22 protein-coding genes are annotated in these 22,687 nt (G+C 57.0%); 16 read left to right on the forward strand and 6 right to left on the reverse strand.

All coding sequences use genetic code 11. From position 1 onward, the window contains the following. Together thpD and IEV29_RS09540 are read left to right on the forward strand one after the other, a co-directional pair. A complete protein-coding gene (thpD, locus tag IEV29_RS09535) occupies window positions 1-921 on the forward strand; it encodes an ectoine hydroxylase (protein WP_188380952.1) in 921 nt (306 codons plus the stop codon). Between the two features lie 91 nt (window positions 922-1,012). After that, window positions 1,013-1,630 carry a MarC family protein gene (locus IEV29_RS09540; RefSeq protein WP_188380953.1) on the forward strand — a complete coding sequence of 206 codons (618 nt, stop codon included), beginning with the start codon at window positions 1,013-1,015 and terminating at the stop codon, window positions 1,628-1,630. A 17-nt stretch (window positions 1,631-1,647) separates the two neighbouring features. On the opposite strand, the gene IEV29_RS09545 is transcribed toward IEV29_RS09540, so the two are convergent. Further along, a complete protein-coding gene (locus IEV29_RS09545; protein WP_188380954.1) occupies window positions 1,648-2,193 on the reverse strand; it encodes a hypothetical protein in 546 nt (181 codons plus the stop codon). 314 nt (window positions 2,194-2,507) lie between these two features. On the opposite strand from IEV29_RS09545, the gene IEV29_RS09550 reads away from it, so the two are divergent. Then, window positions 2,508-2,846: a BON domain-containing protein gene (locus tag IEV29_RS09550; protein WP_188380955.1), complete on the forward strand. Its 339-nt coding sequence runs from the start codon at window positions 2,508-2,510 to the stop codon at window positions 2,844-2,846. A 79-nt stretch (window positions 2,847-2,925) separates the two neighbouring features. On the opposite strand, the gene IEV29_RS09555 is transcribed toward IEV29_RS09550, so the two are convergent. Continuing rightward, on the reverse strand, window positions 2,926-3,399 hold the full coding sequence (locus IEV29_RS09555; protein WP_188380956.1) for an SRPBCC family protein: 474 nt from the start codon (window positions 3,397-3,399) through the stop codon (window positions 2,926-2,928). A gap of 204 nt (window positions 3,400-3,603) precedes the next feature. Between IEV29_RS09555 and IEV29_RS09560 the strand changes: the two genes are divergently transcribed. The 4 genes from IEV29_RS09560 to IEV29_RS09575 all read left to right on the forward strand — a co-directional run bounded on the left by IEV29_RS09560 (window position 3,604) and on the right by IEV29_RS09575 (window position 7,727). Continuing rightward, on the forward strand, window positions 3,604-5,658 hold the full coding sequence (locus IEV29_RS09560; protein WP_188380957.1) for a UvrD-helicase domain-containing protein: 2,055 nt from the start codon (window positions 3,604-3,606) through the stop codon (window positions 5,656-5,658). A gap of 77 nt (window positions 5,659-5,735) precedes the next feature. Then, window positions 5,736-7,172, forward strand: coding sequence for a chloride channel protein (locus IEV29_RS09565; protein WP_188380958.1), 1,437 nt, complete (start codon window positions 5,736-5,738; stop codon window positions 7,170-7,172). Further along, window positions 7,169-7,372, forward strand: a complete 204-nt coding sequence (locus tag IEV29_RS09570) for a SlyX family protein (RefSeq protein ID WP_188380959.1) — start codon at window positions 7,169-7,171, stop codon at window positions 7,370-7,372. Before IEV29_RS09565 ends, IEV29_RS09570 begins: the two co-directional genes overlap by 4 nt. Before the next feature lie 22 nt (window positions 7,373-7,394). Continuing rightward, on the forward strand, window positions 7,395-7,727 hold the full coding sequence (locus tag IEV29_RS09575; RefSeq protein ID WP_188380960.1) for a DUF2288 domain-containing protein: 333 nt from the start codon (window positions 7,395-7,397) through the stop codon (window positions 7,725-7,727). 67 nt (window positions 7,728-7,794) lie between these two features. Here the strand turns inward: IEV29_RS09575 and IEV29_RS09580 are convergent, their stop codons facing one another. Further along, window positions 7,795-8,490, reverse strand: a complete 696-nt coding sequence (locus IEV29_RS09580; RefSeq protein WP_188380961.1) for a hypothetical protein — start codon at window positions 8,488-8,490, stop codon at window positions 7,795-7,797. Between the two features lie 170 nt (window positions 8,491-8,660). Here IEV29_RS09580 and IEV29_RS09585 point away from each other — a divergent pair, with 170 nt between their 5' ends. The 3 genes from IEV29_RS09585 (at window position 8,661) to dinB (ending at window position 10,967) form a co-directional block, all read left to right on the forward strand. Beyond that, window positions 8,661-9,032 carry a hypothetical protein gene (locus IEV29_RS09585; RefSeq protein ID WP_229726300.1) on the forward strand — a complete coding sequence of 124 codons (372 nt, stop codon included), beginning with the start codon at window positions 8,661-8,663 and terminating at the stop codon, window positions 9,030-9,032. A 209-nt stretch (window positions 9,033-9,241) separates the two neighbouring features. Beyond that, window positions 9,242-9,670 (forward strand): hypothetical protein, encoded by a 429-nt coding sequence (locus IEV29_RS09590; RefSeq protein ID WP_188380962.1) that lies wholly within the window; start codon window positions 9,242-9,244, stop codon window positions 9,668-9,670. Window positions 9,671-9,815: 145 nt separating this feature from the next. Continuing rightward, window positions 9,816-10,967, forward strand: coding sequence for a DNA polymerase IV (gene dinB, locus IEV29_RS09595; protein WP_188380963.1), 1,152 nt, complete (start codon window positions 9,816-9,818; stop codon window positions 10,965-10,967). A gap of 63 nt (window positions 10,968-11,030) precedes the next feature. Here the strand turns inward: dinB and mqo (IEV29_RS09600) are convergent, their stop codons facing one another. The 3 genes from mqo (IEV29_RS09600) to IEV29_RS09610 form a co-directional block, all read right to left on the reverse strand. Then, window positions 11,031-12,710, reverse strand: coding sequence for a malate dehydrogenase (quinone) (gene mqo / locus IEV29_RS09600; RefSeq protein ID WP_188380964.1), 1,680 nt, complete (start codon window positions 12,708-12,710; stop codon window positions 11,031-11,033). A gap of 231 nt (window positions 12,711-12,941) precedes the next feature. Further along, window positions 12,942-14,549 carry a malate dehydrogenase (quinone) gene (gene mqo / locus IEV29_RS09605; RefSeq protein ID WP_188380965.1) on the reverse strand — a complete coding sequence of 536 codons (1,608 nt, stop codon included), beginning with the start codon at window positions 14,547-14,549 and terminating at the stop codon, window positions 12,942-12,944. A gap of 237 nt (window positions 14,550-14,786) precedes the next feature. After that, window positions 14,787-15,458 (reverse strand): epoxyqueuosine reductase QueH, encoded by a 672-nt coding sequence (locus IEV29_RS09610; RefSeq protein WP_188380966.1) that lies wholly within the window; start codon window positions 15,456-15,458, stop codon window positions 14,787-14,789. 257 nt (window positions 15,459-15,715) lie between these two features. Here IEV29_RS09610 and IEV29_RS09615 point away from each other — a divergent pair, with 257 nt between their 5' ends. From IEV29_RS09615 to IEV29_RS09640, 6 genes are all read left to right on the forward strand, one after another. Then, window positions 15,716-17,335, forward strand: coding sequence for a sigma-54 interaction domain-containing protein (locus IEV29_RS09615; protein ID WP_188380967.1), 1,620 nt, complete (start codon window positions 15,716-15,718; stop codon window positions 17,333-17,335). 234 nt (window positions 17,336-17,569) lie between these two features. Beyond that, complete coding sequence (locus IEV29_RS09620; RefSeq protein WP_188380968.1) at window positions 17,570-18,124, forward strand: OsmC family protein; 555 nt, start codon at window positions 17,570-17,572, stop codon at window positions 18,122-18,124. Window positions 18,125-18,188: 64 nt separating this feature from the next. Beyond that, window positions 18,189-19,289 (forward strand): acyl-CoA dehydrogenase family protein, encoded by a 1,101-nt coding sequence (locus IEV29_RS09625; RefSeq protein WP_308632721.1) that lies wholly within the window; start codon window positions 18,189-18,191, stop codon window positions 19,287-19,289. Beyond that, the gene (gene rd / locus IEV29_RS09630) at window positions 19,286-20,548 is read left to right on the forward strand and encodes a rubredoxin (RefSeq protein WP_188380970.1); all 1,263 of its coding nucleotides are present in this window, start codon (window positions 19,286-19,288) and stop codon (window positions 20,546-20,548) included. Before IEV29_RS09625 ends, rd begins: the two co-directional genes overlap by 4 nt. A gap of 109 nt (window positions 20,549-20,657) precedes the next feature. Continuing rightward, a complete protein-coding gene (locus tag IEV29_RS09635; protein WP_188380971.1) occupies window positions 20,658-21,884 on the forward strand; it encodes a PAS domain-containing sensor histidine kinase in 1,227 nt (408 codons plus the stop codon). Between the two features lie 2 nt (window positions 21,885-21,886). Continuing rightward, the gene (locus IEV29_RS09640) at window positions 21,887-22,573 is read left to right on the forward strand and encodes a response regulator (protein ID WP_188380972.1); all 687 of its coding nucleotides are present in this window, start codon (window positions 21,887-21,889) and stop codon (window positions 22,571-22,573) included. Window positions 22,574-22,687: the final 114 nt, after the last annotated feature.

The raw sequence follows: 22,687 nt of genomic DNA on the forward strand, positions 1-22,687 counted from the left end.
ATGCTTTCACAGGACGTTTACCCCACACGGACACCCAAGAGCGCCGCGATTCTGGCGCGTCAGGATCCGATCGTGTACGGCCGCAAAAGCAGTGAGCCACAAGTCACACGATTAAATGCCACACAGCGTGCCGCCTACGAGCAGGACGGGTTTCTGCTGATGCCGGATCTGTTTGACAAGAACGAAGTCGAATTCCTGTTTGATGCCATGCAGCACATGCGCGAAGACTTCACCAATGCCGGCCGCAAGGAAGTGATTGCCGAGCCGGGTAGTGGCGAAGTGCGTTCGATCTTCAACGTGCATCGCCTCAACGACATCTTTGCCAATCTCGTGCGTGACCCGCGCGTGCTGAACGTGGCACGCGAGATTCTGGGCAGCGAAGTCTATATTCATCAATCGCGCATCAACTACAAGCCAGGCTTCAATGGCAAAGAGTTTTACTGGCATTCCGATTTTGAAACCTGGCATAGCGAAGACGGCATGCCTGCCATGCGTGCCTTGAGCTGCTCGATCCTGCTGACCGATAACAGCGAAGCCAATGGTCCGCTGATGGTGATTCCTGGTTCGCACCAGCACTATGTGTCGTGCATGGGCGAGACGCCGGATGAAAACTATAAGAAGTCATTGAAGAAGCAGGAAGTCGGCGTGCCGGATGAAATTCTGCTGCGCTATCTGGCGGATATGGGTGGCATCAAGTCATGTACGGGCAAGGCTGGCTCGGTGATCTTCTTCGACTGCAATACGATGCACGGCTCGAACAGCAATATCTCGCCGTTCCCGCGCAGCAACGTGTTCTTTGTCTATAACAGTATCGACAATCAGTTGCAGTCACCGATCAACGGGCTGGTGCCACGGCCGGAGTTCGTGGCTGCACGTGAAGGGATTCAGCCCTTGAGTCCTGAACCGCTGGATGTGGATTGAGTCTGTCCTGTATGCAACCGGCGCTCGCATGCGCCGGTTTTTATTTGTGCCGTGACGCGTCGCGTCATGGCGTTGTCTGTCCGAGAGTCTGATGGAAGATCCGTATCTGCGTTCGTTCGCGCTGTTCTTTGCGCTCTTCAACCCGTTTCTGATGAGCATCTATCTGCTCGATCTGATTCGCGGGCTGCCGACGCGGATATTTTCGGGTGTGCTGGTACGTGGCAGCTTGATCAGCGCAACGGTGTTCATCCTGTTCGCATGGGGTGGTGAGGCATTCTTCCGCGATTATCTGCAAGTGCGCTTTGCCTCGTTCCAGATCTTTGGCGGCATCATTTTCCTGCTGATCGGCCTGCGCTACGTATTCTCCGGTGCGCATGCGATTACAGCGATGCGCGACAACCCGAGTGCGATGGCAGGGAGCGTGGCGATGCCGATCATGATCGGTCCGGGCACGGTCAGTGCCTCGGTGGTGATCGGCACGCGTTTGCCGCTGGGCGGGGCTGCCGCCGTGATTATTGGCACGCTGGCGTTGACAGTCACGATACTGGTGGTCATGAAGGTGCTGCACGACAAACTGAAGGAACGTCATGCTGCCATGACCGATCGCTACATCGATCTGGTCGGCCGGATGTCGGCGCTGCTGATCGGCACCATCGCCATCGACATGATCATTACCGGACTGGCGAGCTCGGGCTTCATTCCCGAATAACGCAGTCGATAGGACCTTTACTTCGATGCGCTGACGAAATCCGGCGAAGACAGCGGATCAAAATCGATCCAGTCGCCATCGACGATCTGACCTTGTGCCCGTTCCAGACAAGTACCGCCCGCGGCGCGCAAGGTTTCAATGGCCCGCCGCTCCTCTTCGGCATCAGTCACGCTGACGGCAACCAGCATGCCGGATTGCCGGACTGGCGGAATGTCCTTGTCTTCATCCGTTTGTGACAGCGAACCGATCAGGGATCCGATGTGAGCGCCCACTAAAGCGCCAGCGACTGCACCTAAAGGACCGGTTGCCGGGGCGGTGGCTGCCCCTGCCGCGGCACCGGCGGCACCGCCCACACCCATGCCTGCGACGCTGCCCTTGTCGACGTCTTCCGCGCCAGGCGACTCGTCGCGGTCACCGCCGACCGGGTATTGATCATGCTGGCCGGCCGGGTTGACGTAAAACGACGTGATCTGCGCGGGCGGCGCACCAGCCTGTTCCAGCGCGGCAATGGCGTGTTGTACTGCGTCTTGCTGGGCGAAGCGCCCGGCGATGATGGTTGTCATGTCTGCCTCTCCTTGCGTTGGTATTTCAACGGGATGCATCTATGCACATGCAGTCTGGCTGCATGCATGAAACCGTACAGCGCACCTTAAAACCCGGTTCGGATGATGTCCGTTCGCTACCGCACCAGCCAGTTGTTGCGGCCAGGAGACAGGCCCGCCACGCCTGCCAGAGACAGGCGAGTGCGCTGCGCAAATATTTTGAAAGCCGCCTCGCCTTTTTTTCAACGCCTGTGGAATACTGATTTTCGAAGGCTATTGGTCTTCGTAACAAATAAAACTACAAAGTCAGACAACATCAATATTGGAGGAGCATCATGAAGCAGATTCAACGTGCTTTGGCACTGGCCGTCTTTGCATCGTTTCTCGCAGGTTGTGCATCGACAGCAAAAGAAGAAAAGAAAGAAATGAAACCGGCCGCTGCACCAGCTGCGGCGGCATCGCCGGCTGACGCCGCAACCAAGAAAGATGTGGAAGCCGCGATCGCCAAGGAAGATCAGCTCAAGGGCAGCAAGATCGCCGTGGCTGCCAAGGATGGCGAAGTCACTCTGACTGGTGAAGTGAAGAATGACTGGCTGAAGTATCTGGCGGAAGAAACCGCCAAGAAGGCCAAATCGGTCAAATCCGTCAAGAACTCGATCAAGGTTCCAGACTGATTGCCAATCAAGACAGGCACCAAATGAAAAACGCCGGTATGTCCGGCGTTTTTTTATGGCGGGTCCATTAACGGTTCGATCACATCGGCGGTGCCAGCCGACCCTCTTCCGCCAGCTGGCGAATGATCTTGATGGTGTCGACATCGGCTTCCTGATAGGCCGAACGGCGGAACTCGTTGTAGAACGCGTCCATATCGTCTTCGGTCTTGCCGCTGTCATACACAAAGCGGACAAACAGCGCGCCCGGTTGTGGTTCTTCAATGCTGACGACCAGACTGGAGTCCGGAATATCGCCCTGTGCAGGCACGCTGTAATGCACGCTCTGTTGCGGCACATATGTCACGGTGTCGTGCACGTGCAGATCGTTGTAACGCAGCACGCGTGCGACGCTGGTGTCGTCACGCGGCTCCAGCGTGCAGTCATCCAGCCAAGGCACGAACAGCTTGGGCGATTCTGCGCGCATGACTAATCCGCGCCACAACTGATCGCGCGTCAATGTGTCAATCAGCGGGTTAAGCGGGTCGTTGATTTCAATCAGATGTTCAAATTGCATGGTGCGATCACAGTCGAGAGTTTGATGACATTGTACTGTGTCGCTGCGGGGGAACAATGCGTGTCAGTACGCGCTGGTGCTTTCTGATGCCCATGGTTGTATTGACAGAGCAACAAGCAATGAGGTGCGAGCCGGCGCGCTGATACAATGAAGCGCTTGTGCATTTCTTTTGCTATGCCTTTGTTGTCCGTCTGATCACCCCCGATGTCATCCTCTGCACACGCTTCCACTCATGGTCTGAATGCACCACAGCGCGAAGCCATCCATTACATGGATGGGCCGTGTCTGGTGCTGGCTGGCGCCGGTTCGGGCAAGACGCGCGTAATCACGACCAAGATTGCCAGTCTGATCGAGCAGCACGGTTACGACCCCAAAAACATCGCCGCGCTGACCTTTACCAACAAGGCTGCGCTGGAAATGCAGGAGCGCATCGCCAAGCTGCTCAAGGAACCCAAACAAGCCAAGCAACTGACGGTCAGTACCTTTCACTCGCTGGGCGTCAAGATCCTGCGGCAGGAAGCCAAGGAGCTTGGCCTCAAGGATCGTTTTTCGATCATGGATAGCGACGACTGTTTTTCGCTGGTGCAGGATCTCGCCGTTACGACCGACAAGCAATTGATTCGTCGTATCCAGACCGCGATGTCCTTGTGGAAGAATGGCCTGATCGATCCCGATACCGCACTGCGGCAAGCCAAGGATGAAGACGAGGCGCAAGCAGCACGCGTATACGCGAGTTACGTCGCCACGCTGTCGGCGTATCAGGCAGTCGATTTCGATGACCTGATTCGCCTGCCGGTCGAGCTGTTCCGCAATAATGAAGCGGTGCGCGATAAATGGCAGCGTCGTTTGCGCTATCTGCTGGTCGATGAATATCAGGACACCAACACCTGTCAGTACGAGCTGGTCAAGTTGCTGGTCACGGGTCTGGGCAAGAAGCCGATGTTTACGGCCGTGGGCGATGACGATCAGGCGATCTACGCTTGGCGTGGTGCGACGATCGAAAACCTCAAGCAGTTGCAGGTCGACTTTCCCGATCTGCGGGTGATCAAGCTCGAGCAGAATTACCGTTCGAGTACACGCATTCTGCAGGCAGCCAACTCGGTCATTGCCAACAATCCAAAACTGTTTGAGAAGTCCTTGTGGTCCGAGCATGGCCTTGGCGATCCGGTCAAGGTGCTTGGCATGCAGGACGACGAGCAGGAGGCCGAGCAGGTTGCCATCATGCTGTCGGCACACAAGTTCGAGCGACGCGCCAAATTTTCCGATTACGCAATCCTCTATCGCGGCAATCATCAGGCGCGCGTGATCGAGCAGGCACTGCGCAAGGAACGCATCCCCTACACGATCTCCGGCGGACAGAGTTTTTTCGATCGAGCCGAAATCAAGGACATCATTGCCTACCTGCGACTGATCGCGAACGAAGATGATGATCCTGCATTCATCCGCGCGGTGACGACACCCAAGCGCGGCGTTGGACAATCGACGCTGGAGACACTGGGCGCTTTTGCCGGACAATGGCAATGCTCGCTGTTCGAGGCTGTCTTCAAGGGCGGGCTCGAAGCCAAGCTGGCAGATCGGCAACTGGCTCCGTTGCGCGAGTTCTGTACCTTCATCAACAATCTCGAAGCCCACGCCCATCGCGAAGGCCATGCCGCATCGCTGCTCGATGACATGATGAAGGAAATCAATTACGAAGCCTATCTGTACGATAACTTTGACGACAGGCAGGCGCAGGCACGCTGGCAAAACGTGATCGATTTCACGACCTGGTTGAAGGAAAAAGGCAGCGGCGGCAAAGATGGCACCGAGGATGAGCGCAGTCTGCTCGATCTGACGCAGATGGTGGCGCTGATGACCATGCTCGAAGGCAAGGATGAAGAGCCGGATGCGGTGCGCATGTCCACGCTGCATGCCTCCAAGGGGCTGGAATTTCCCCACGTGTTTCTGGTTGGCGTGGAAGAAGGCATCCTGCCGCACAAGGGCGATCCCGATGCGCCGGTTGACACGCTCGGTGCGCGTATCGAGGAAGAGCGTCGACTGATGTATGTCGGCATCACGCGTGCCCAACGTTCGCTGCATGTGACGTGGTGTAAAAAGCGCAAGCGTGCGCGTGAATACGTGCATTGCGATGTCTCGCGGTTTATCAAGGAGATGAAGCTGGATGAAGGCGATGCCGTGCCGACCGAAGAGGAAGTCATCACGCCGCAAAACCGGCTCGCCAACCTCAAGGCTTTGCTGCAAAAGCCCAAGGTCGCCTGATCGGCCATGGCAATGGCATGGATCATGCGTCGCTTTTTGATTCTTTTTTGCACGCCGCTTGTCGCATGTCATGACCGATGACTGATTCTGCTCCGACCCCTTCTCCGTTAACAGCACGATCAACGCCGCGCAAAAAGCGCGGACGTCACACGCGTCGCGTCTCGCGTCATTCCTGGCGCATTGCCGTCTTTCTGGGTGGTGCGGCGGTGGTCGCGCTGTTCTCGCTCGGGTTTGCATGGCTGGCTGAAACCATGCTGCACTTCAATCGCGAAATCACGCACGCGCATGGGTGGAGTGCCTTGCTGATGTTGCCGATCGCCTTTGCCGCCATTCGCTGGCTGACGTTGCGCCATGCGCCGGAAGCGCGTGGTAGCGGTATTCCGCAAGTCATTGCCGCGATGTCGATGCCGGCAGGCAAGGCACAGACCACGCTGGTGTCGTTAAAGCAATCCTTGTGGAAAATCGTGCTGACGGCAGCCGGCCTGCTGGCTGGCGCCTCGATCGGACGCGAAGGGCCATCGGTGCAGGTCGGTGCCGCGGCGATGCTGGCGTGGGGAAACTGGTGGCAAAAGCGGCGTCGCTTTGCCGTCGGGTTTCGTCCCGATGCACTGATTGCCGCGGGCGCTGCCGGTGGTCTGGCTGCCGCTTTCAATACGCCGCTGGCCGGTGTGGTGTTTGCGATTGAAGAGCTCGGGCGCGGTAGCGTGGTGCGCTGGGATCGGCTGGTGATTGCCGCGGTGCTGAGCGCCGGTTTCATTGCTCTCGCATTGGTTGGCAATAACCCCTACTTTCATATTGATGAAGCCATGCTCACGGCGCATGGATCATGGCAGGCTGTGTTGTTGTGCGCCGTACTCAATGGCGTGCTGGGCGGGCTGTTTGCCAAAGCCTTATTGGCAGGACCAATGGTTTGGTTGCCCTCGGTTGCGCGTGGCTGGGCGCAGCGGCATCCGGTGTGGCTTGCCGCACTATGCGGTTTGCTGGTCGCGTTTCTGGGTTTGCTGACGGCCGGGGCAACGTATGGTACCGGCTATGAACAGTCCGCCGCCTTGCTGAACGGGCAACCGCTTGAGAGCATGTTATTTGGTCTGGCCAAACTGGGGGCCACGATCCTCTCCTACTTTGCCGGTATTCCGGGCGGTATTTTTACGCCGTCGCTGGCGATTGGCACGGGCATCGGCGACAATATCGCTGCACTGCTGCCGGGTGCGGCGGATGGACGGCTGATCGTGTTGTTGTCGATGGCGGGTTTCCTTGCCGCGGCGACACAATCGCCGATCACGGCTGCGGTGATCGTGATGGAAATGACGCGCAGTCAGGATGTCACATTGCTGCTGCTGGCGACGACCCTGCTGGCCTCATTCATTTCAAGACAGTTCTGTCCCAAACCGTTTTATCATGCGGCGGCCCGCAATTTCCGTCGCGATGCCATGCAAAAGCATCAGGCATTGACCACGCAACTGAGCGGGCAAGCCAATGCGTTATCAGAGAAAACAGAGAAACCCAAAGCATGAACGAAGAACGCATCGTCGATATCGAACTCAAGCTGACGAGCCATGAAGACCTGCTCGATACACTCAACAAGACGGTGTATGAGCAGCAACGGAAGATTGAAGAACTGGAAGCGCTCTGCGCGGCGCTGGTACATCGACTGGTCGAATTGCGCGAAGCGACTGCGCAAACACCGCTCAACGAACCACCACCGCATTACTGAGCCAATTTTTTTACCGAACACCATGCAAGCATCCGATAAAGAGCAGCAACTGCTGCACGCCAAACTCAATATGGAAACCTCGCAGATTGCCTGGAGCGAACTGCTACGCTATTTTGCCGGCGGTCATGTGATCTATGTCAGCAATGAGCTTGACCTGGTCGATGTGGCGGCGCGCTTTACCGTCGATGACAAGTCGGCGGTCGAGCAATGGCTGAATGAAAAGCGCATCTGCAAGGCGACCGACGATCAGGCACGTGACTGGCTGGCTGCAGATGCGATGTTGTGGGCCGTCGTCGCGCGACCCTGGATTTTGGTGCAGGAGAAAAAACCTGAACCTGCATCGACCGTGCATTGAGAGGTCGAGATAATAAAAAAACCGCGATGGCTTTGCAGCCTCGCGGTTTTTTACTGGGCAGAGCGGCTTACTGTTTCGACTGGTGATGCAGTGCGACAAACAGGGTGGCCAGCGTCGACAATACGGACGCGAAGTGTTCATCCGGTTCGGTGTTATCCCAGATGTAATGGGCCATCACGGATTCAAATTCCTTGGATTTTTTCTTCGCCGTGACCGAATGCGCGCGCGTGATCGCTTTCAGAAACTGGCGGCGCATGTTCGGCAATACAGGAATGTGCTCGCTGTCATCGAGAAATTCAAAACCGCCTGGCAGCTTGCCACCTTTCATCTGAAATTCCAGACGTTCGTACACTGCGGGTGGGAGATCCTTGGCCAGCTCGCAGGCACTTTCGTTCAGCTTGAGCACCATGCTGAAACCGGCTGGATAGATCACGTCTTCGTCTTCGCGCTCCGACAGAAAAACGGCCAGGCGCAGGGAATACTCGGCATTAAAGGCGTCTTCTTTTGTGTTGGTATCGCTGGTGCGTGTGCGTGGCCAGAAGATCAGCGTGCCCGGTGTGCTTTCATCGTCAGGGTCAGGGAAAAATTCGGTGGCAATGTCATTGGCCGAGTCACCCGCAACGGATAGCATCTTGAGCACGGGTTCCTCCAGCTCGCCAAGAATGGAGGCGACAATTTTGCCGGTGGTAGCGATGTCGGCATTACTCAGGTCTTCGACAATATAGCCTTCGAGCGGCGACAGTAATTCGTTAGGATCAAGCATGGGGAAAATTCAATCTGCGGAGGTGAGGAAAGCATGCACAGGGCATGCCAGCAAAGTGCCTGCACTATAACTGAAAAGTACGACGCTCGACAGCCGGAAGACAACTCATCATGCAACGTCTGTCATGATTACAGGTCAATAGAGCAGGACATGCTGCTTCGACATGCCAGATGCAGCTTCATTCACTCATCAACAAGGAATTCATCATGTATGCATGGCTATTGCCGACCATCAAGGCGATTCTGCCGCATGTCGGCACCATCATCACGGCGGCACAACCGATGTTCAAGAGCCGCAAGGTAGACAAGACCTCGGCAAATAGTGATGAACTGATTTTGCAGGATCAGATCAGCGAGTTGCAGAACGCGGCCTCTCAGAATGCCGGCAATATTCAGGAGCTGGCCCAGCAGCTGCAGCAAACCGTGATGATGTTTGAACGCGCTGCTATCGAGAGTGAAAAACGTTATCGTCGTCTCAGCATCGTCACAGGGACGGCGCTGGTCGCTGCGGTGGTGTCACTGGGGATGTGGATGACGGCATAAGGATATGAAAAGAAAGCAGCCCATCCAAATCGATTATGTGAGGCAACGAACAAACGGATGCGGATAGATGATGCCGAGCGGCAACTTTCCTGAACTCCGGATGTTGTAGGGGGTCTTTAAGAAAGCGCATTGCCGGGTGCTGTCATTCGGTGATGCTCCGACTGCCGTACGAATCGTTCGTCGGTTAAATCAAAAGAATAGGAGTCGATATGACCAAACTCAACACCATTCTGGCCGGTACGGCCCTCGCCATGTTTTCGCAATTCGCTGCCGCGCAATCGGCACCGGCAAGTGCGCCGGCACAAATCGTCGTGCCTGCCGCATCTGCACCTTCGAATCCGAATGATCCGGCTTATACCGATCAGTCGCGCCTGAATCAGACTAACGATCCTTACGTTAAAAAACGTATAGCGAACAAGGAAGCCAAGGCTGAATACAAGGCAGAAAAGAAAGCAGCCAAGGACGAATACAAGTCCGAGAAAAAAGCGGCCAAGCAAGAATACAAAGCCGAGAAAAAAGACGCACGCGAAACCCGTAAGGAAGAGTTGAAAGAAATGCGTCAAACGCCAGCCATCGATCCGGTGACCGGCAAGCCATCGACCATGGACAGCCCGGTTGTGCCTGGCACCACGCGTTAAGGCAAAACAGGCTAGGGCCTGCATGAAGGCGGAATCGTTCTGGCGGTTCCGCCTTTTGCTTTATGTCAATGTCAAACACGATAGCTGTATTTATATACAGTAGAATATCGTCTGTTCGTTTCCTTCGACAGCCGCTTTTCTCATCATGTCCTCGCATGGCAGTTTGATTGCACATCTTGATATGGATGCGTTTTACGCATCGGTCGAGTTATTGCGGTATCCAGAGCTTCGCGGGCAGCCGGTCGTGATTGGCGGTGGTTCGGATGCGGCGCCGATAGTGCAACCTGATGGCACGCGCGTCTATAAGCGGCTGCGCGATTATGTGGGCCGCGGGGTGGTGACGACATCGACGTATGAAGCACGTGCACTCGGCGTGTTTTCTGCGATGGGCATCATGAAGGCGGCCAGGCTGGCACCCGATGCCGTTTTGCTGCCGACCGATTTCACGGCTTATCGTCACTACTCGGGTCTTTTCAAGTCAGCCGTTGCGACGATTGCACCGGAAATCGAGAATCGCGGGATTGATGAGATTTATATTGATCTGAATGCATACAAGGATGACGCGCAAGGCATTGCCCGGCGCATCAAGCAAGCTGTGCATGAGGCTACGGGGTTGTCGTGTTCGATCGGATTAGCGCCCAACAAACTGCTGGCCAAGATCTGTTCCGATCTTGAGAAGCCCAACGGGTTGACCATTCTGACGGCTGCAGAAATTCCGACGCGCATCTGGCCGTTATCGGTCAAGAAGATCAATGGGATCGGCCCCAAGGCGGCGGCAAAACTGGCGACGTTGAATATTCACACCATCGCTGAACTTGCCGCCTGCGATGCCGGCGTGTTGCAGGAAAACTTTGGTCGCAGCTACAGCGCATGGCTGATGCGCGTAGCGCAAGGCATCGACGAGCGTCAGATCGTTACCTACTCGGAACCCAAATCCGTCAGCCGTGAGACCACCTTTGAGCGCGATCTCCACGCCAGACAAGACCGTGCAGAACTGTCTGCCTTGTTTACGCATCTGTGCGAGCGTGTCGCCGGCGATCTAGTGCGCAAGAATGTCGTCGGCCGTACCGTCGGCATCAAGTTGCGCTACACCGACTTCAGTATCGTCACGCGCGACAGCACACTCGAGTGGCCGACCGACGATCCGATTGCGATTCGTCAGGCCGCGGGCGAATGTCTGCGCCGCGTGCCGCTGGACAGGCGTTTTCGTCTGCTGGGCGTGCGTATCGGTTCGCTCTCTCCCAAAGATGCGACGGCGATGCGTCCGGCCGAACAGCAGCGTCTGTTTGAGAGTTGAATGTTGCTGCATAAAAAAACGGCACTGGAAACCCAGTGCCGTTTTGCTTGATACAGGCAGCGATTACAGTGCCTGCATGGCTTTGTTGACGCGATCTTCGCTTGGTTTTTCATCCGGCATGCTGACCGGTTCTGGCTCACCCGCACCCGGGACATCCAGATACGGCAGATGCAAGGTTGCGCTGGTAAAGCGACGGATTTCGTTGGTCAGTGCAGGGCTGTCGTTGAGCTTTTTACCGTAGGAAGGAATGATGTCCTTCAGACGGGTTTCCCAACTTGCAGCCATCTCTTGCGGGAAGGCTTTCGACAGCACGGTCAGCATGATCGGCGGCGCGGTGGATGCGCCAGGAGATGCGCCGAGCAGGGCAGCGATGGTGCCATCCTTGTCGGTCACGACTTCGGTACCGAATTGCAGGATCGCGCCTTTTTCCTTGTCACGCTTGATGACCTGCACACGTTGACCGGCGGTCACGAGTTTCCAGTCTTCGCGTTTGGCTTGCGGGAAGTACTTCAGCAACTCCTTGTGACGATCGTCGTCCGACAAGGCAGCTTGTTGTGCAAGGTATTTGACGAGATCCAGGTTTTCACTGCCGACGCGCAGCATGCCGAAGACGTTGTCATGCGTGACGGACGAGAACAGATCGAACCACGAACCTTCTTTCAGGAACTTGGTGCTCTGCAGTGCGAATGGTCCAAACAGCACGACAGGCTTGCCGTCGAGTTTGCGCGCATCCAGATGCGGCACCGACATCGGTGGCGAGCCGGCTTCGGCCTTGCCGTAGGCTTTCACATCATGCCGGTCCGCGATTGCCGGTGACTGGAACGCGAGGAACTGGCCGCCAACCGGGAAGCCGGCATAGTCCTTGGATTCGGGAATGCCCGAAGCCTGCAGCAGCTTGAGTGACGCACCACCCGCACCGATGAAGACGAACTTGGATTTGATCGTGCGTTCGGTATTGTTCTTCAGATCGTAGACGGTGACGTTCCAGGTCTTGTCATCATTCTGATGCAGACCGCGCACTTCATGACTCAGATGCAGCTTGAAGTTCGGACTGCGTTGCAGCGAGGTGATCAACTGGTTGGTGATGACGCCAAAGTTGACGTCGGTGCCCAGCGGCATATAGGTTGCGGCGATCTTCTGCGCAGGATCACGACCTTCCATCATCAGCGGTGCCCATTTGGCGATCTGCTGCGCATCTTCGGAATACTGCATGCCGTAGAACAGCGGATTCTTGATCAGCGCGGCATGGCGCTTCTTCAGATACGCGATATTGTCATCGCCCCAGACAAAGCTCATGTGCGGTGTCGGGTTGATGAAATCGGACGGCGCGCCAAGACGACCGGCCTTGACCTGATGCGCGAAGAATTGACGCGAAACTTCAAACTGTTCGGCAATGTTGACGGCGCGCTTGGTTTCGATCGACCCATCCGGAAGTTCCGGTGTGTAGTTCAGTTCGGCGAAGCCGGAGTGACCGGTGCCGGCGTTGTTCCAGCCATTCGAGCTTTCGAGTGCAACGCCATCCATGCGCTCGTACATCTCGATCTTCCAGTCGGGTTCCAGTTCTTGCAGATAGGTCGCGAGCGTGGTGCTCATGACACCGCCGCCAATCATGACGGCATCGACGGGTTGGTCGTTCTCTGCTGCAGGATGCGATTTGGGGAAAAGGGGCCAATAGAGGAAAAGTGCGGCTGCAATGACGAGGATCAGTAGCAAGCCAAATAGAGTTTTAAATATTGTTTTCATGAGCAGGGTATGCCATTGATGTTGAAGGAAGGTGGCTTATGACCGTTTTGCGGAAAGCCTTGTTCCTCGCCGGGCTGACCGGCGAGGGTCTTCATTCTAGCGCTGCTTGCAAGTTAACGTACAAAGCCCCTTTGATCGCCAGTGACTTTGGTGACTTGGCGACAGATAGGGAATTTCTGTAAGGAAAGGACTGCAGGTGGGTGCTGGAACAAACACCCACTGGGCAGGGCTTTACATCGCCTGCATGGTCTTGTCGCCAATATCGGGCATGGCCGACTCGGTAGCGGGTTGCGACTGCAAATCCGCCGGTACTTCCAGATGCGGCAATTGCAGCACCTGACTGGTCTGGCCACGGATTTCGTTGGTCAGCGCGGTGTTGTCGTTCAGGGTACGACCGTAGGACGGCACGATCTGCTTCATGCGCGACTCCCAGCCGTCCGCCATCTTGTGCGGGAAAGCCTTGGCCAGCAGCGCCATCATGATGGCTGGCGCGGTCGATGCACCAGGGGAGGCGCCCAGCAGCGCGGCGATGGTCAGGTCTTGCGCCATCACGACTTCGGTACCGAACTGCAGCACGGCGCCGTTCTTGGGATCGCGTTTGATGACCTGGACGCGTTGTCCGGCGGTGACCAGTTTCCAGTCTTCCAGCTTCGCTTGCGGGAAATACTGTAGCAACGTGGCATGACGATCGTCATCGGTTAGCGTCGCCTGTTGCGCCAGATATTTGACGAGGTTCAGGTTCTTGCTGCCGACCCGCAGCATGCTGCCGAGGTTATGGCGATTGACCGACGATAGCAGGTCGAAGCGCGACCCTTCCTTGAGGAACTTGGAGCTCTTGAGCGCAAACGGACCGAACATGACGGCCGGCTTGCCATCGAGCTTGCGTGCATCCAGATGCGGTACCGACATTGGTGGCGAGCCAGCGGCGGCTTTGCCATATGCCTTGACTTCGTGTCGCTCGGCGATCGATGGCGAATCAAATGCAAGGAACTGGCCACCCACCGGAAAGCCCGCGTAGTTCTTGGCTTCGGGAATGCCGGATAGCTGCAGCAGCTTGAGCGATGCACCACCGGCACCGATGAAAACAAAACGCGTCGTGATCGAGCGCGTCTTGCGCGTCTTCAGATCGTAGACCGTGACATCCCATGTCTTGTCGGCATTCTGGCGCAGACGGCGTACGGTGTGGCACAGATGCAGATGAAAATTGTCGTTGCGCTCCAGCGCATGGATCAGCTGGCAGGTGATCTCGCCAAAGTTGACGTCAGTGCCCAATGGCATCCAGGTCGCAGCGATACGTTGATTCGGATCGCGACCTTCCATCATCAGCGGCGCCCATTGACGGATCTGTTCCGGATCTTCGGAATACTGCATGCCGTAAAACAGCGGGTTCTTGATCAGGGCTGCGTGGCGTTTGCGCAGATAGTTGATGTTGGCCTCGCCCCAGACAAAGCTCATGTGCGGGGTCGGGTGAATGAAGTCGGATGGCGAAGGCAGGCGGCCAGCGCCAACCTGATGCGCCCAGAACTGGCGCGAGATTTCAAACTGCTCGGCAATGCCGATGGCGCGTTTGGTATCGATCGAGCCGTCTTCGAGTTCAGGTGTGTAGTTCAGCTCGGCAAAACCGGAGTGACCGGTGCCGGCATTGTTCCAGCCATTGGTGCTCTCCATGGCAACGCTGTCCATCCGTTCAAACAGGTGGACATGCCATGTCGGTTCCAGCTCCTGCAGATAAGTTGCCAGCGTCGTGCTCATGATGCCGCCGCCGATCAGGACGGCGTCAACAGGATCATTGTCCGCAGCAGGTGCGGAACGCGGGAGAAAGGAACGTTTAAATTTCATGGCTGGAGCCAAGGGGGTGAGCACACGATCCAGCGCAGGTTTTCATGATGTCTTGTGGTTCCGGCTACGGCGCGACAACATCGAGAAAATTGCACTGAGGAAACTATTGGCAGTTGTTGCCAAAAGCCCTCAATTTTAGCGGCTCAAGCCACCCTCGCGCAAAGATTTATGACGTTGTAAGGTCGTGTAATGGTTGTCGGAAAAACAGGTTTTCCGCTCGGGAACGGCGTCGCCCGGTTATTTCGCCGGATTGGATCGGTAGAATTGCACGCCGAATGAAATCTTTTCACGGCCGTTTTCACGGCGGTGGCGGTTGGTATCGCGCAGTGAATAGACGCAACCACAGTATTCCTGCTGATAGAAATCCTCGCGTTTGGAGATTTCGATCATGCGTGCCGAGCCGCCTTTTTTGCGCCAGTTGTATTCCCAGTACAGCATGCCCGGATACTTGGCTGCCGCGCGCACGCCGCAACCGTTGATCTGGTTCATGTCTTTCCAGCGCGAGATGCCGAGCGAGCTGGTGATGACCGGGAAACCGTGTTCATGCGCGTACAGCGCGGTACGTTCGAAACGCATATCGAAGCACATCGTGCAACGCTCGCCACGTTCCGGCGAATCTTCCATGCCCTTGGCACGTGCAAACCAGTTATCGGTGTCGTAATCAGCATCGATAAAATCCACGCCATGCTTTTCGGCAAAGCGGATGTTTTCTTCCTTGCGCAGCAGATACTCCTTCTCCGGATGGATGTTCGGGTTGTAGAAGAAGATCGTGTAATCGATACCGCTGGCCAGCATCGCTTCCATCACTTCGCCCGAACACGGTGCGCAGCACGAGTGCAGCAGGACCTTGCCCGGTTTTTCCGGCAGCGGGATGGGTTCGCGGATGAATTCTTTGGTGTCAGTGCTCATGTCGGTACTCATATCAGTACGTGTCCTTTGCCCGGAATCGATTTGCGCGAGCGCGCAGGTGATCAGGCAAGGGCGGTGCGCCGTGCGCATCCGGACCGTTATGGTAACAGAAGGGACAGATGGAAAGCGCCGTGTGGCGGGCGTTTGCTGCTTGTCTGCAACGTGTTGACAAGGCAATAGACGACTCGTCGTATGATGTGAGGCATTGCCTGTTTCGCCAAGCTGCACGTCTATCATTGCGCATTGTCACACCAACTATGTCCGTTCCTGCCAAGTCACGCCCAACATCGCCTGTACGCTCCGAACCATCGTGGCGCGAGCAGGAACGTGTGCTGCTGGGCGAAGTCATGCGACTGGTCGGACAAAGTCTGGCGCCGGAAGTGGTGTTCAAGGAAATGCTGCATTTGCTGTCCGAACTGCTTGGTCTCAACCGCGGCCGCATCGTGCTGATCGATGGCATTGAAAAACTCGGCAGCCAGACGCGCTTGCCAAGCAATCCGTCTTCCTCGATTCGCTATGCCTACGGCCTGACGCCGGAAGAAGCCGCGCGTGGTCGCTACGCCCATGGCGAGGGCATCACCGGTACCGTGCTCGCAACCGGTCAGGCAGCCGTGATCCAGAACATCGATGCCGAGCCCTTGTTTCTTGCGCGTGCCGTCGAGCGCGCGCGGCTGCCGCAAGAGATCGTGGCTTACATAGCGATTCCAATCGAGATGAATCGCCGTGTGGTCGGTGTGCTGGGTGTGCATCGCATCCGCCGTCGCAAGGCCTTGCTGTCGGATGATCTGGCACTACTCAAGATGTTGGCGACGCTGGCTGGGCAATTGCTGCAACTGCAATCCCTGGTAGAAGAAAAAACCCGTGAGCTGGAAGCCCGCAACCTGATGCTGTCGCGTGCGCTGGATTCTGCTGCTGCACGTTACGGCATCATTGGCAGTTCGCCTGCCTTGTTGCGCGCGCTGGATGAGCTGGAGCGGGTATCGCAAGCGACGGCGAGCGTATTGCTGCTTGGCGAATCGGGTACCGGCAAGGAATTGTTTGCGCGTGCCTTGCATATGGCGAGTCCGCGTCGCGATGCGCCGTTCATCAAGGTCAACTGCGCGGCGATTCCGGACACGTTGTTCGAATCCGAGTTGTTCGGCCACGAACGCGGCGCGTTCACCGGTGCGGCGACCAGTCGCGCCGGCTGGTTCGAACAGGCCGATGGCGGCACGATCTTCCTCGACGAGATTGGTGAGATGCCGCTGGCGATGCAGACCAAACTCTTGCGCACGCTGCAGGAAGGCACGATTGTGCGCCTGGGCGGCAAACGTGAAGTGCCGATCGATGTGCGATTGGTCGCGGCGACCAATCGCGATCTGGCGGTCGAAGTCGAGCGTGGCAGCTTCCGGCGCGATCTGTTCTATCGCCTGAACGTGATTCCGATTCATTTGCCTTCACTGGCCGAGCGGCGCGATGATATTCGCGCGCTGGCCTTGCATTTCCTCAATCGCAACAACCAAGCCAACCAGCGCAATGTGCATCTGTCGACCGAGGCGCTGGATGTGCTGGCCGAACAGAGCTGGCCCGGCAATATCCGCGAACTGTCGAATGTGATAGAGCGGCTGGTGCTGCTGACGGATCAGTCGCTGGTCACCGCGGAAGAGGTACAGCGCCTGTTGCCGCGCGCCGTGATGCCGTTGCCGGCAATCGCGGCAGTGGCTGAGTCGGAGGTGCCGCTGGTGCGCGAATATCTGCAGCACACTTCCCATGAGGCAGAGACCTTGCGTCAGGCCATGGCGCGCCATGGCGGCAACCAGTCACGTGCAGCCCAGTCTCTGGGTTTGACGCCCCGTCAGTTTGGCTATCGCTGGCGCAAGCTGCATCCCGATACCTAGGAAGTAACGACTTCGATCACGACACTTTGTCGACAAAATGTCGACAAAGTGTCTGAGCGCGACCTGCATTGCAGGTCCTTGCCTGACGGCAAAAAATCCCATGACGTCAATATCCATGCGGCTTTGCGCCGTATCTGCCCGCATTTTTGATGGTGACGACTCGGGTGGCACATCCCTTGCGAAAAGAGTTAGGTCCTCGTAGTCCGTTCCTCTTTTATCCATCAGGAGATATGCATGACCACCACAACAGAATCCACCAAAACCGTCACCGCCAGCCTGCGTCCGATCGATCGCGAGGGCTTGCTCGCCTTTGCGGAAAAAGGCCGCAACAACACCAAGTCCCGCGGTACCAACAAGGTCCATACCGTGATGGAAGGTCAGTACCGTTCTTTCAGCTACGTGGCCGATCATCATCCGGTCGTGGTTGATGAACCTCTGCATCTGTTCGGCCAGAACACCGCGCCGGCACCGGGCGAGATCGTGCTGTCGGGTCTCGGTGGTTGTCTTGCCGTCGGTATCACCGCAGTTGCCACGCAGCGTCAGGTGTCACTGAGCAAGCTCGAAATTTTCCTCGAGGGCGATATCGGCAATCCGGCAGCCTGGGGTGCCGGCGGTGCGGAAATGGCACCGGCTGACATGGGTTTTCAGGCGATTCGCGTCAAGGTGCTGATCGAGGGCAATGCTTCGCGTGAAGACCTCGACAAGATCGTGCAACACGCCAACTTCTATTCACCGGTTGCCAACACGATGCGCAATCCGATCCCGTTCGAGATTTCACTCGCTGACTGAGCGGGAAGGAGCTGTCATGTCTGCCGTACTTGAACAATCGAAGAGCGCCGCTTTATCATCGGTAATGTCCACGGGGCAGGAAGCCATGCTGGCCGCCGTCCGACAGGTTGCCGCCGGTCCGCTCGCTGCCGTGGTGGAAGATATCGATCGCATTGGTACCTATCCAAAATCGGTGTTGATGCAGCTGGGCGAAGCGGGTGCCTTCAAGGCGCACATGGCAGCAGGCGGCGTCGACTATGGCGCGGCGATTCAGGCGATTGCCGAAGTCTCGCGTGTCTGCGGCGCAACCGGCTTCATGATGTGGTGCCACGATGTGTGTGGTCTTTACATGGAAGAGTCGGGCAATCCTTCGCTGCAGGGCGCGCTGCTGCATGCGCATCTGCACGGACAGACACTGGGCGGTACCGGCCTCAGTAATCCGATGAAGAACTTTGCAGGCATCGAACCCTTGCTGCTGCGTGCGCGCAAGACGGATGGCGGCTATCTGGTCAACGGCACGCTGCCGTGGGTCAGCAACCTGGGCAAGGACCATTACTTCGGTGCGATCGCTGCGGTTGAAGGTGAAGAGCAACACGAACTGATGTTCATTGTCGATTGCGCAGCAACCAACGCCGAACTGCGGGATTGTCCCTCGTTTGCGGGCATGGAAGGCACCGGTACCTGGGGCGTGCGCCTGACGGATTACTTTGTCGGCGCGCACAACATGATTGCCGATCCCGTGCGTCCTTTCATCGCACGCATTCGTGCCGCTTTCATCATTCTGCAATGCGGCATGGGCATCGGTGTGGCACAAGGCGCGATCGATTCGATGTGGGAAGTCGAGCAGCAACTCGGTCACGTCAATCAGTTCCTTGAAGACCGTCCGGATGCCTTGCAGGCAGAGCTCGATGCCCTGAACGCACGTGTGATGGCCTTGGCGCGCACACCCTTTGAGACCGACAAACAGTATCTGATCGATGTGCTCGATGTACGCGCACATGCATCGGAGATTGCCTTGCGTGCCGCGCAATCCGCCTTGCTGCATCAGGGGGCTCGTGGATATCTGATGTCGTCCGCCGTGCAGCGTCGTGTGCGTGAATCGCACTTTGTCGCCATCGTCACACCGGCGCTCAAGCATTTGCGTAAAGAGATGGCGCGTCTGTCCGCGCCGGAGTTGCCGGCATGAGCGCGACCACGCTTGCCGCCCTGGCCAAGACCGAGCCGTGGCGCAAATACATCTGCCGCGCCTGCGGCTTGATCTATGATGAAGCCGAAGGCGATCCCGATAGCGGACTGGCACCGGGTACGCGCTTTGAAGAGATTCCGGATGACTGGTCGTGTCCATTGTGTGGCGTGACCAAGGCCGACTTCGAGCCTTGGGAAGACAAGCCTTTGCAGCGCATTGCCGCCTCAGCGCCCGTTGCGTATGGACGTCGCGGTGCTGCCGGTGTCGTCATCGTTGGCGGCGGTTGCGCCGGCTGGCAGATGGCGCGTGCCTTGCGTGAACATGATGCAGACATGCCGATCACCATGGTTGCCGCCTGCAGCGGTGATGTCTATGACAAGCCGATGCTGTCCGTGGCGTTGCAAAAAGGCATGAAGATGGAAGCAATGGTGCGCGAGCAGGCAAACGATGCTACCGCGCGTCTGAACGTACGGCTGCTGCCACACACGCATGCAATCAGCGTGACGCGTGATGCGTCTGCCTTGCGTACCACACGCGGTACTCTGCGCTATGGCCATCTGATTTTGGCGCATGGCGCCACGCCGCGTGCAGTGGCAGGCATGCCCGCAGCCTTGTGCTGGCGCATCAACGACCTGCAAGCCTATGCGCGCTTTCGGGCCTGCATTGGCGACGTCCGTGTCGACGCGCCGCAGCGTATTCTGATCGCGGGTGCCGGTCTGGTGGGTTGTGAGCTTGCCAATGATCTTGCGCTGGCTGGTTACCACGTGTTGCTGCTGGATCAACACGCGCTACCGTTGCAGGCCGCGGCGGGCCCGGTCGAGGCACAAGCCTTACTGGATGCATGGCGCGCTCTGCCTTTACAGTTCTTTGGTGGCATGCGTATTGCTCAAGTTCTGGCAGAGGGAAATGACCGTCAGGTCGTGACAGAGGACGGTCGTATTTTCGATGTGGATCATGTTGTTTCGGCAACCGGTTTGCAAACGCCGGGAAGACTTGCGCAAAGTGCCGGACTGGTGTGGGATGAAGGCATCGCCGTCCATGCCGATACTTTGCGTACCAGCGTCGACAATATTCATGCGCTGGGTGACTGCATCAGCATCAATGGTGAAACGCATCGCTATATCGAACCCATCGCACGACAGGCAGCAGTGATTGCTGCCACGATTGTCGGTGCGTCAGCCGAGCCGTATGTCAGTCGACGCCCGCCGGTACGCGTAAAAACGGGATCACGCAGTTTCACTATTCCGCCACCGCATTGAGCGGGCAGAAGGTGATCCCGAAAAGAATGGAAAGCAAGGATATACAGACAATGACGCTATTCAGACATCTTGACGGGATCACCTTGCAGACAGATGTGGTGTGTGCAGCATGAGCGCCACCACGCCTGCCAGCATTCAGGTCGATCTGCAGACACACAAGCATCTGTCGCAGGCTGAACGTGGTGCGCAACTATGGCGCGATCGCCTTGACCTGCTGCTCGCCTCAACCGGCGACGGCATTTTCGGTGTGGACATGCAGGGCAACTGCATTTTCATCAATCGTGCTGCTGCCGACATGATCGGTTATACGCCGGATGAAGCGCTGCATCGGAACATGCATCACCTGATCCATCACTCGCACAACGATGGCAGTCATTATCCGGTCGAGCATTGCCCGATCTTCCACGCCTTCAGTCATGGCCTGCCTTGTCATATCGAAGATGAAGTCCTGTGGCGCAAGGACGGCTCTTCCTTTCAGGCCGAATACACCTCGCATCCGATTGTTGAACACACGGCAGAGGGCGAAGTCATTCTCGGTGCCGTCGCCACGATCAAGGACATTTCCGAACGCAAACGGGCAGAGTCACTGCTCAAGCAAGCCAATGACGAACTCGAACGTCGCGTGGCCGAACGCACCGAAGAACTGACCCAGGCACTGGCCGATTTGCGCGAACTCGCGGCGTATCTGGAAACCGTGCGTGAAACCGAACGCACACGCATCGCACGCGAAATCCATGATGAACTCGGCTCCCTGCTGGTGGCGCTGAAGATGGATGTCAACTGGCTGGAGAAGCGTCTCGATGACAAGCCTCCGCTTCAGCAGAAGTGCGACAACATGGGAACCTTGATCGATACTGCCGTCGACAACGTCGGTCGCATCATCACGGATTTGCGTCCGAGCATTCTCGATCATCGGGGTTTGTGGGCGGCGTTGAGCTGGCAGATGCAGGAATTCATCAAGAGTGCCGAAGTGGCGTCGGATATCCAGATGCATGTGGCCAGCGGCGTCGGCAATCCGGATCGTGGGCAGGCGACGGCGATCTTCCGCATCTTTCAGGAAATCCTCAGTAACATCGCCCGTCATGCGCAGGCCGATGCGATCACGATCCGCATTCTCGTCGATCAACCGCCTGATCCTGTCTTGTACATTGAGGTTTATGATGACGGCGTGGGCGCGACACGGGAAGAACTCAACAGTCCGCAAAGTTATGGTGTCGTTGGTATGCGTGAACGTGCCGGTTACTTTGGCGGCAAGCTGACCATCAACGGCCTGCCGGGGCAGGGCACCTGCGTCAAACTGGTCATGCCATTGATGATTCAAGAGGAGCAGACATAAGCATGGGCAAGGGCGTAATCAAGGTTCTCGTTTGCGACGATCATCTGATCGTGCGGCAAGGCATCCGCCAGATTCTTGCCGATGCGGATGATATCGATGTTGTCAGCGAAGCCGGCAATGGCATTGACGCGATACGTCAGGTGCGCGAGCTCAACGAAGGCAAGACGCCGAAGACGCAAGGCGTGGATGTCGTCTTGCTGGATATCGCGATGCCGCAGCGTGACGGGCTCGATATGCTCAAGCAGTTCAAGAGCGAATTTCCCAAATTGCCGGTGCTGATTCTGAGTACCTATCCGGATCGGCAGTACGCCGTCTTCAGTCTCAAACTTGGTGCTGCCGGTTATCTGAACAAGAGCGCGGATTCGGAACAGATGATTGCGGCGATCCGCAAGGTGGCGCAAGGCGGTTTGTTCATCACGCCATCGGTGGCGGAGCTGCTCGCATTCTCCGTGGGCGCAGGCCCGATCGAGCAGGGTGATCGGCCGATTCAGGAACTGTTATCCAATCGCGAACATCAGGTCTATCAATTGCTGTCACAAGGGCAGAGTGTTGGCGAGATATCTACGCAGTTATCGCTGTCACCGAATACGGTGAGTACCTATCGCGCACGCATTCTGGAAAAAACCGGTGTGCGCAATGATGTGGAATTGGCGCTCTTTGCGATGCGGCAATCGTCGATGACGGACTGAGCGTGCTCCTCTTGGCTTCAATGTAAAAGGACGGCGATGCCGTCCTTTTTTGTTATGCAGAAGACTTTGTAGTGCCAGCACTACACGCTGTCGTAACAGCACTACGTAAACTCT

It is taken from the genome of Oxalicibacterium faecigallinarum, from assembly GCF_014635705.1.
Taxonomy (GTDB): domain Bacteria; phylum Pseudomonadota; class Gammaproteobacteria; order Burkholderiales; family Burkholderiaceae_D; genus Oxalicibacterium; species Oxalicibacterium faecigallinarum.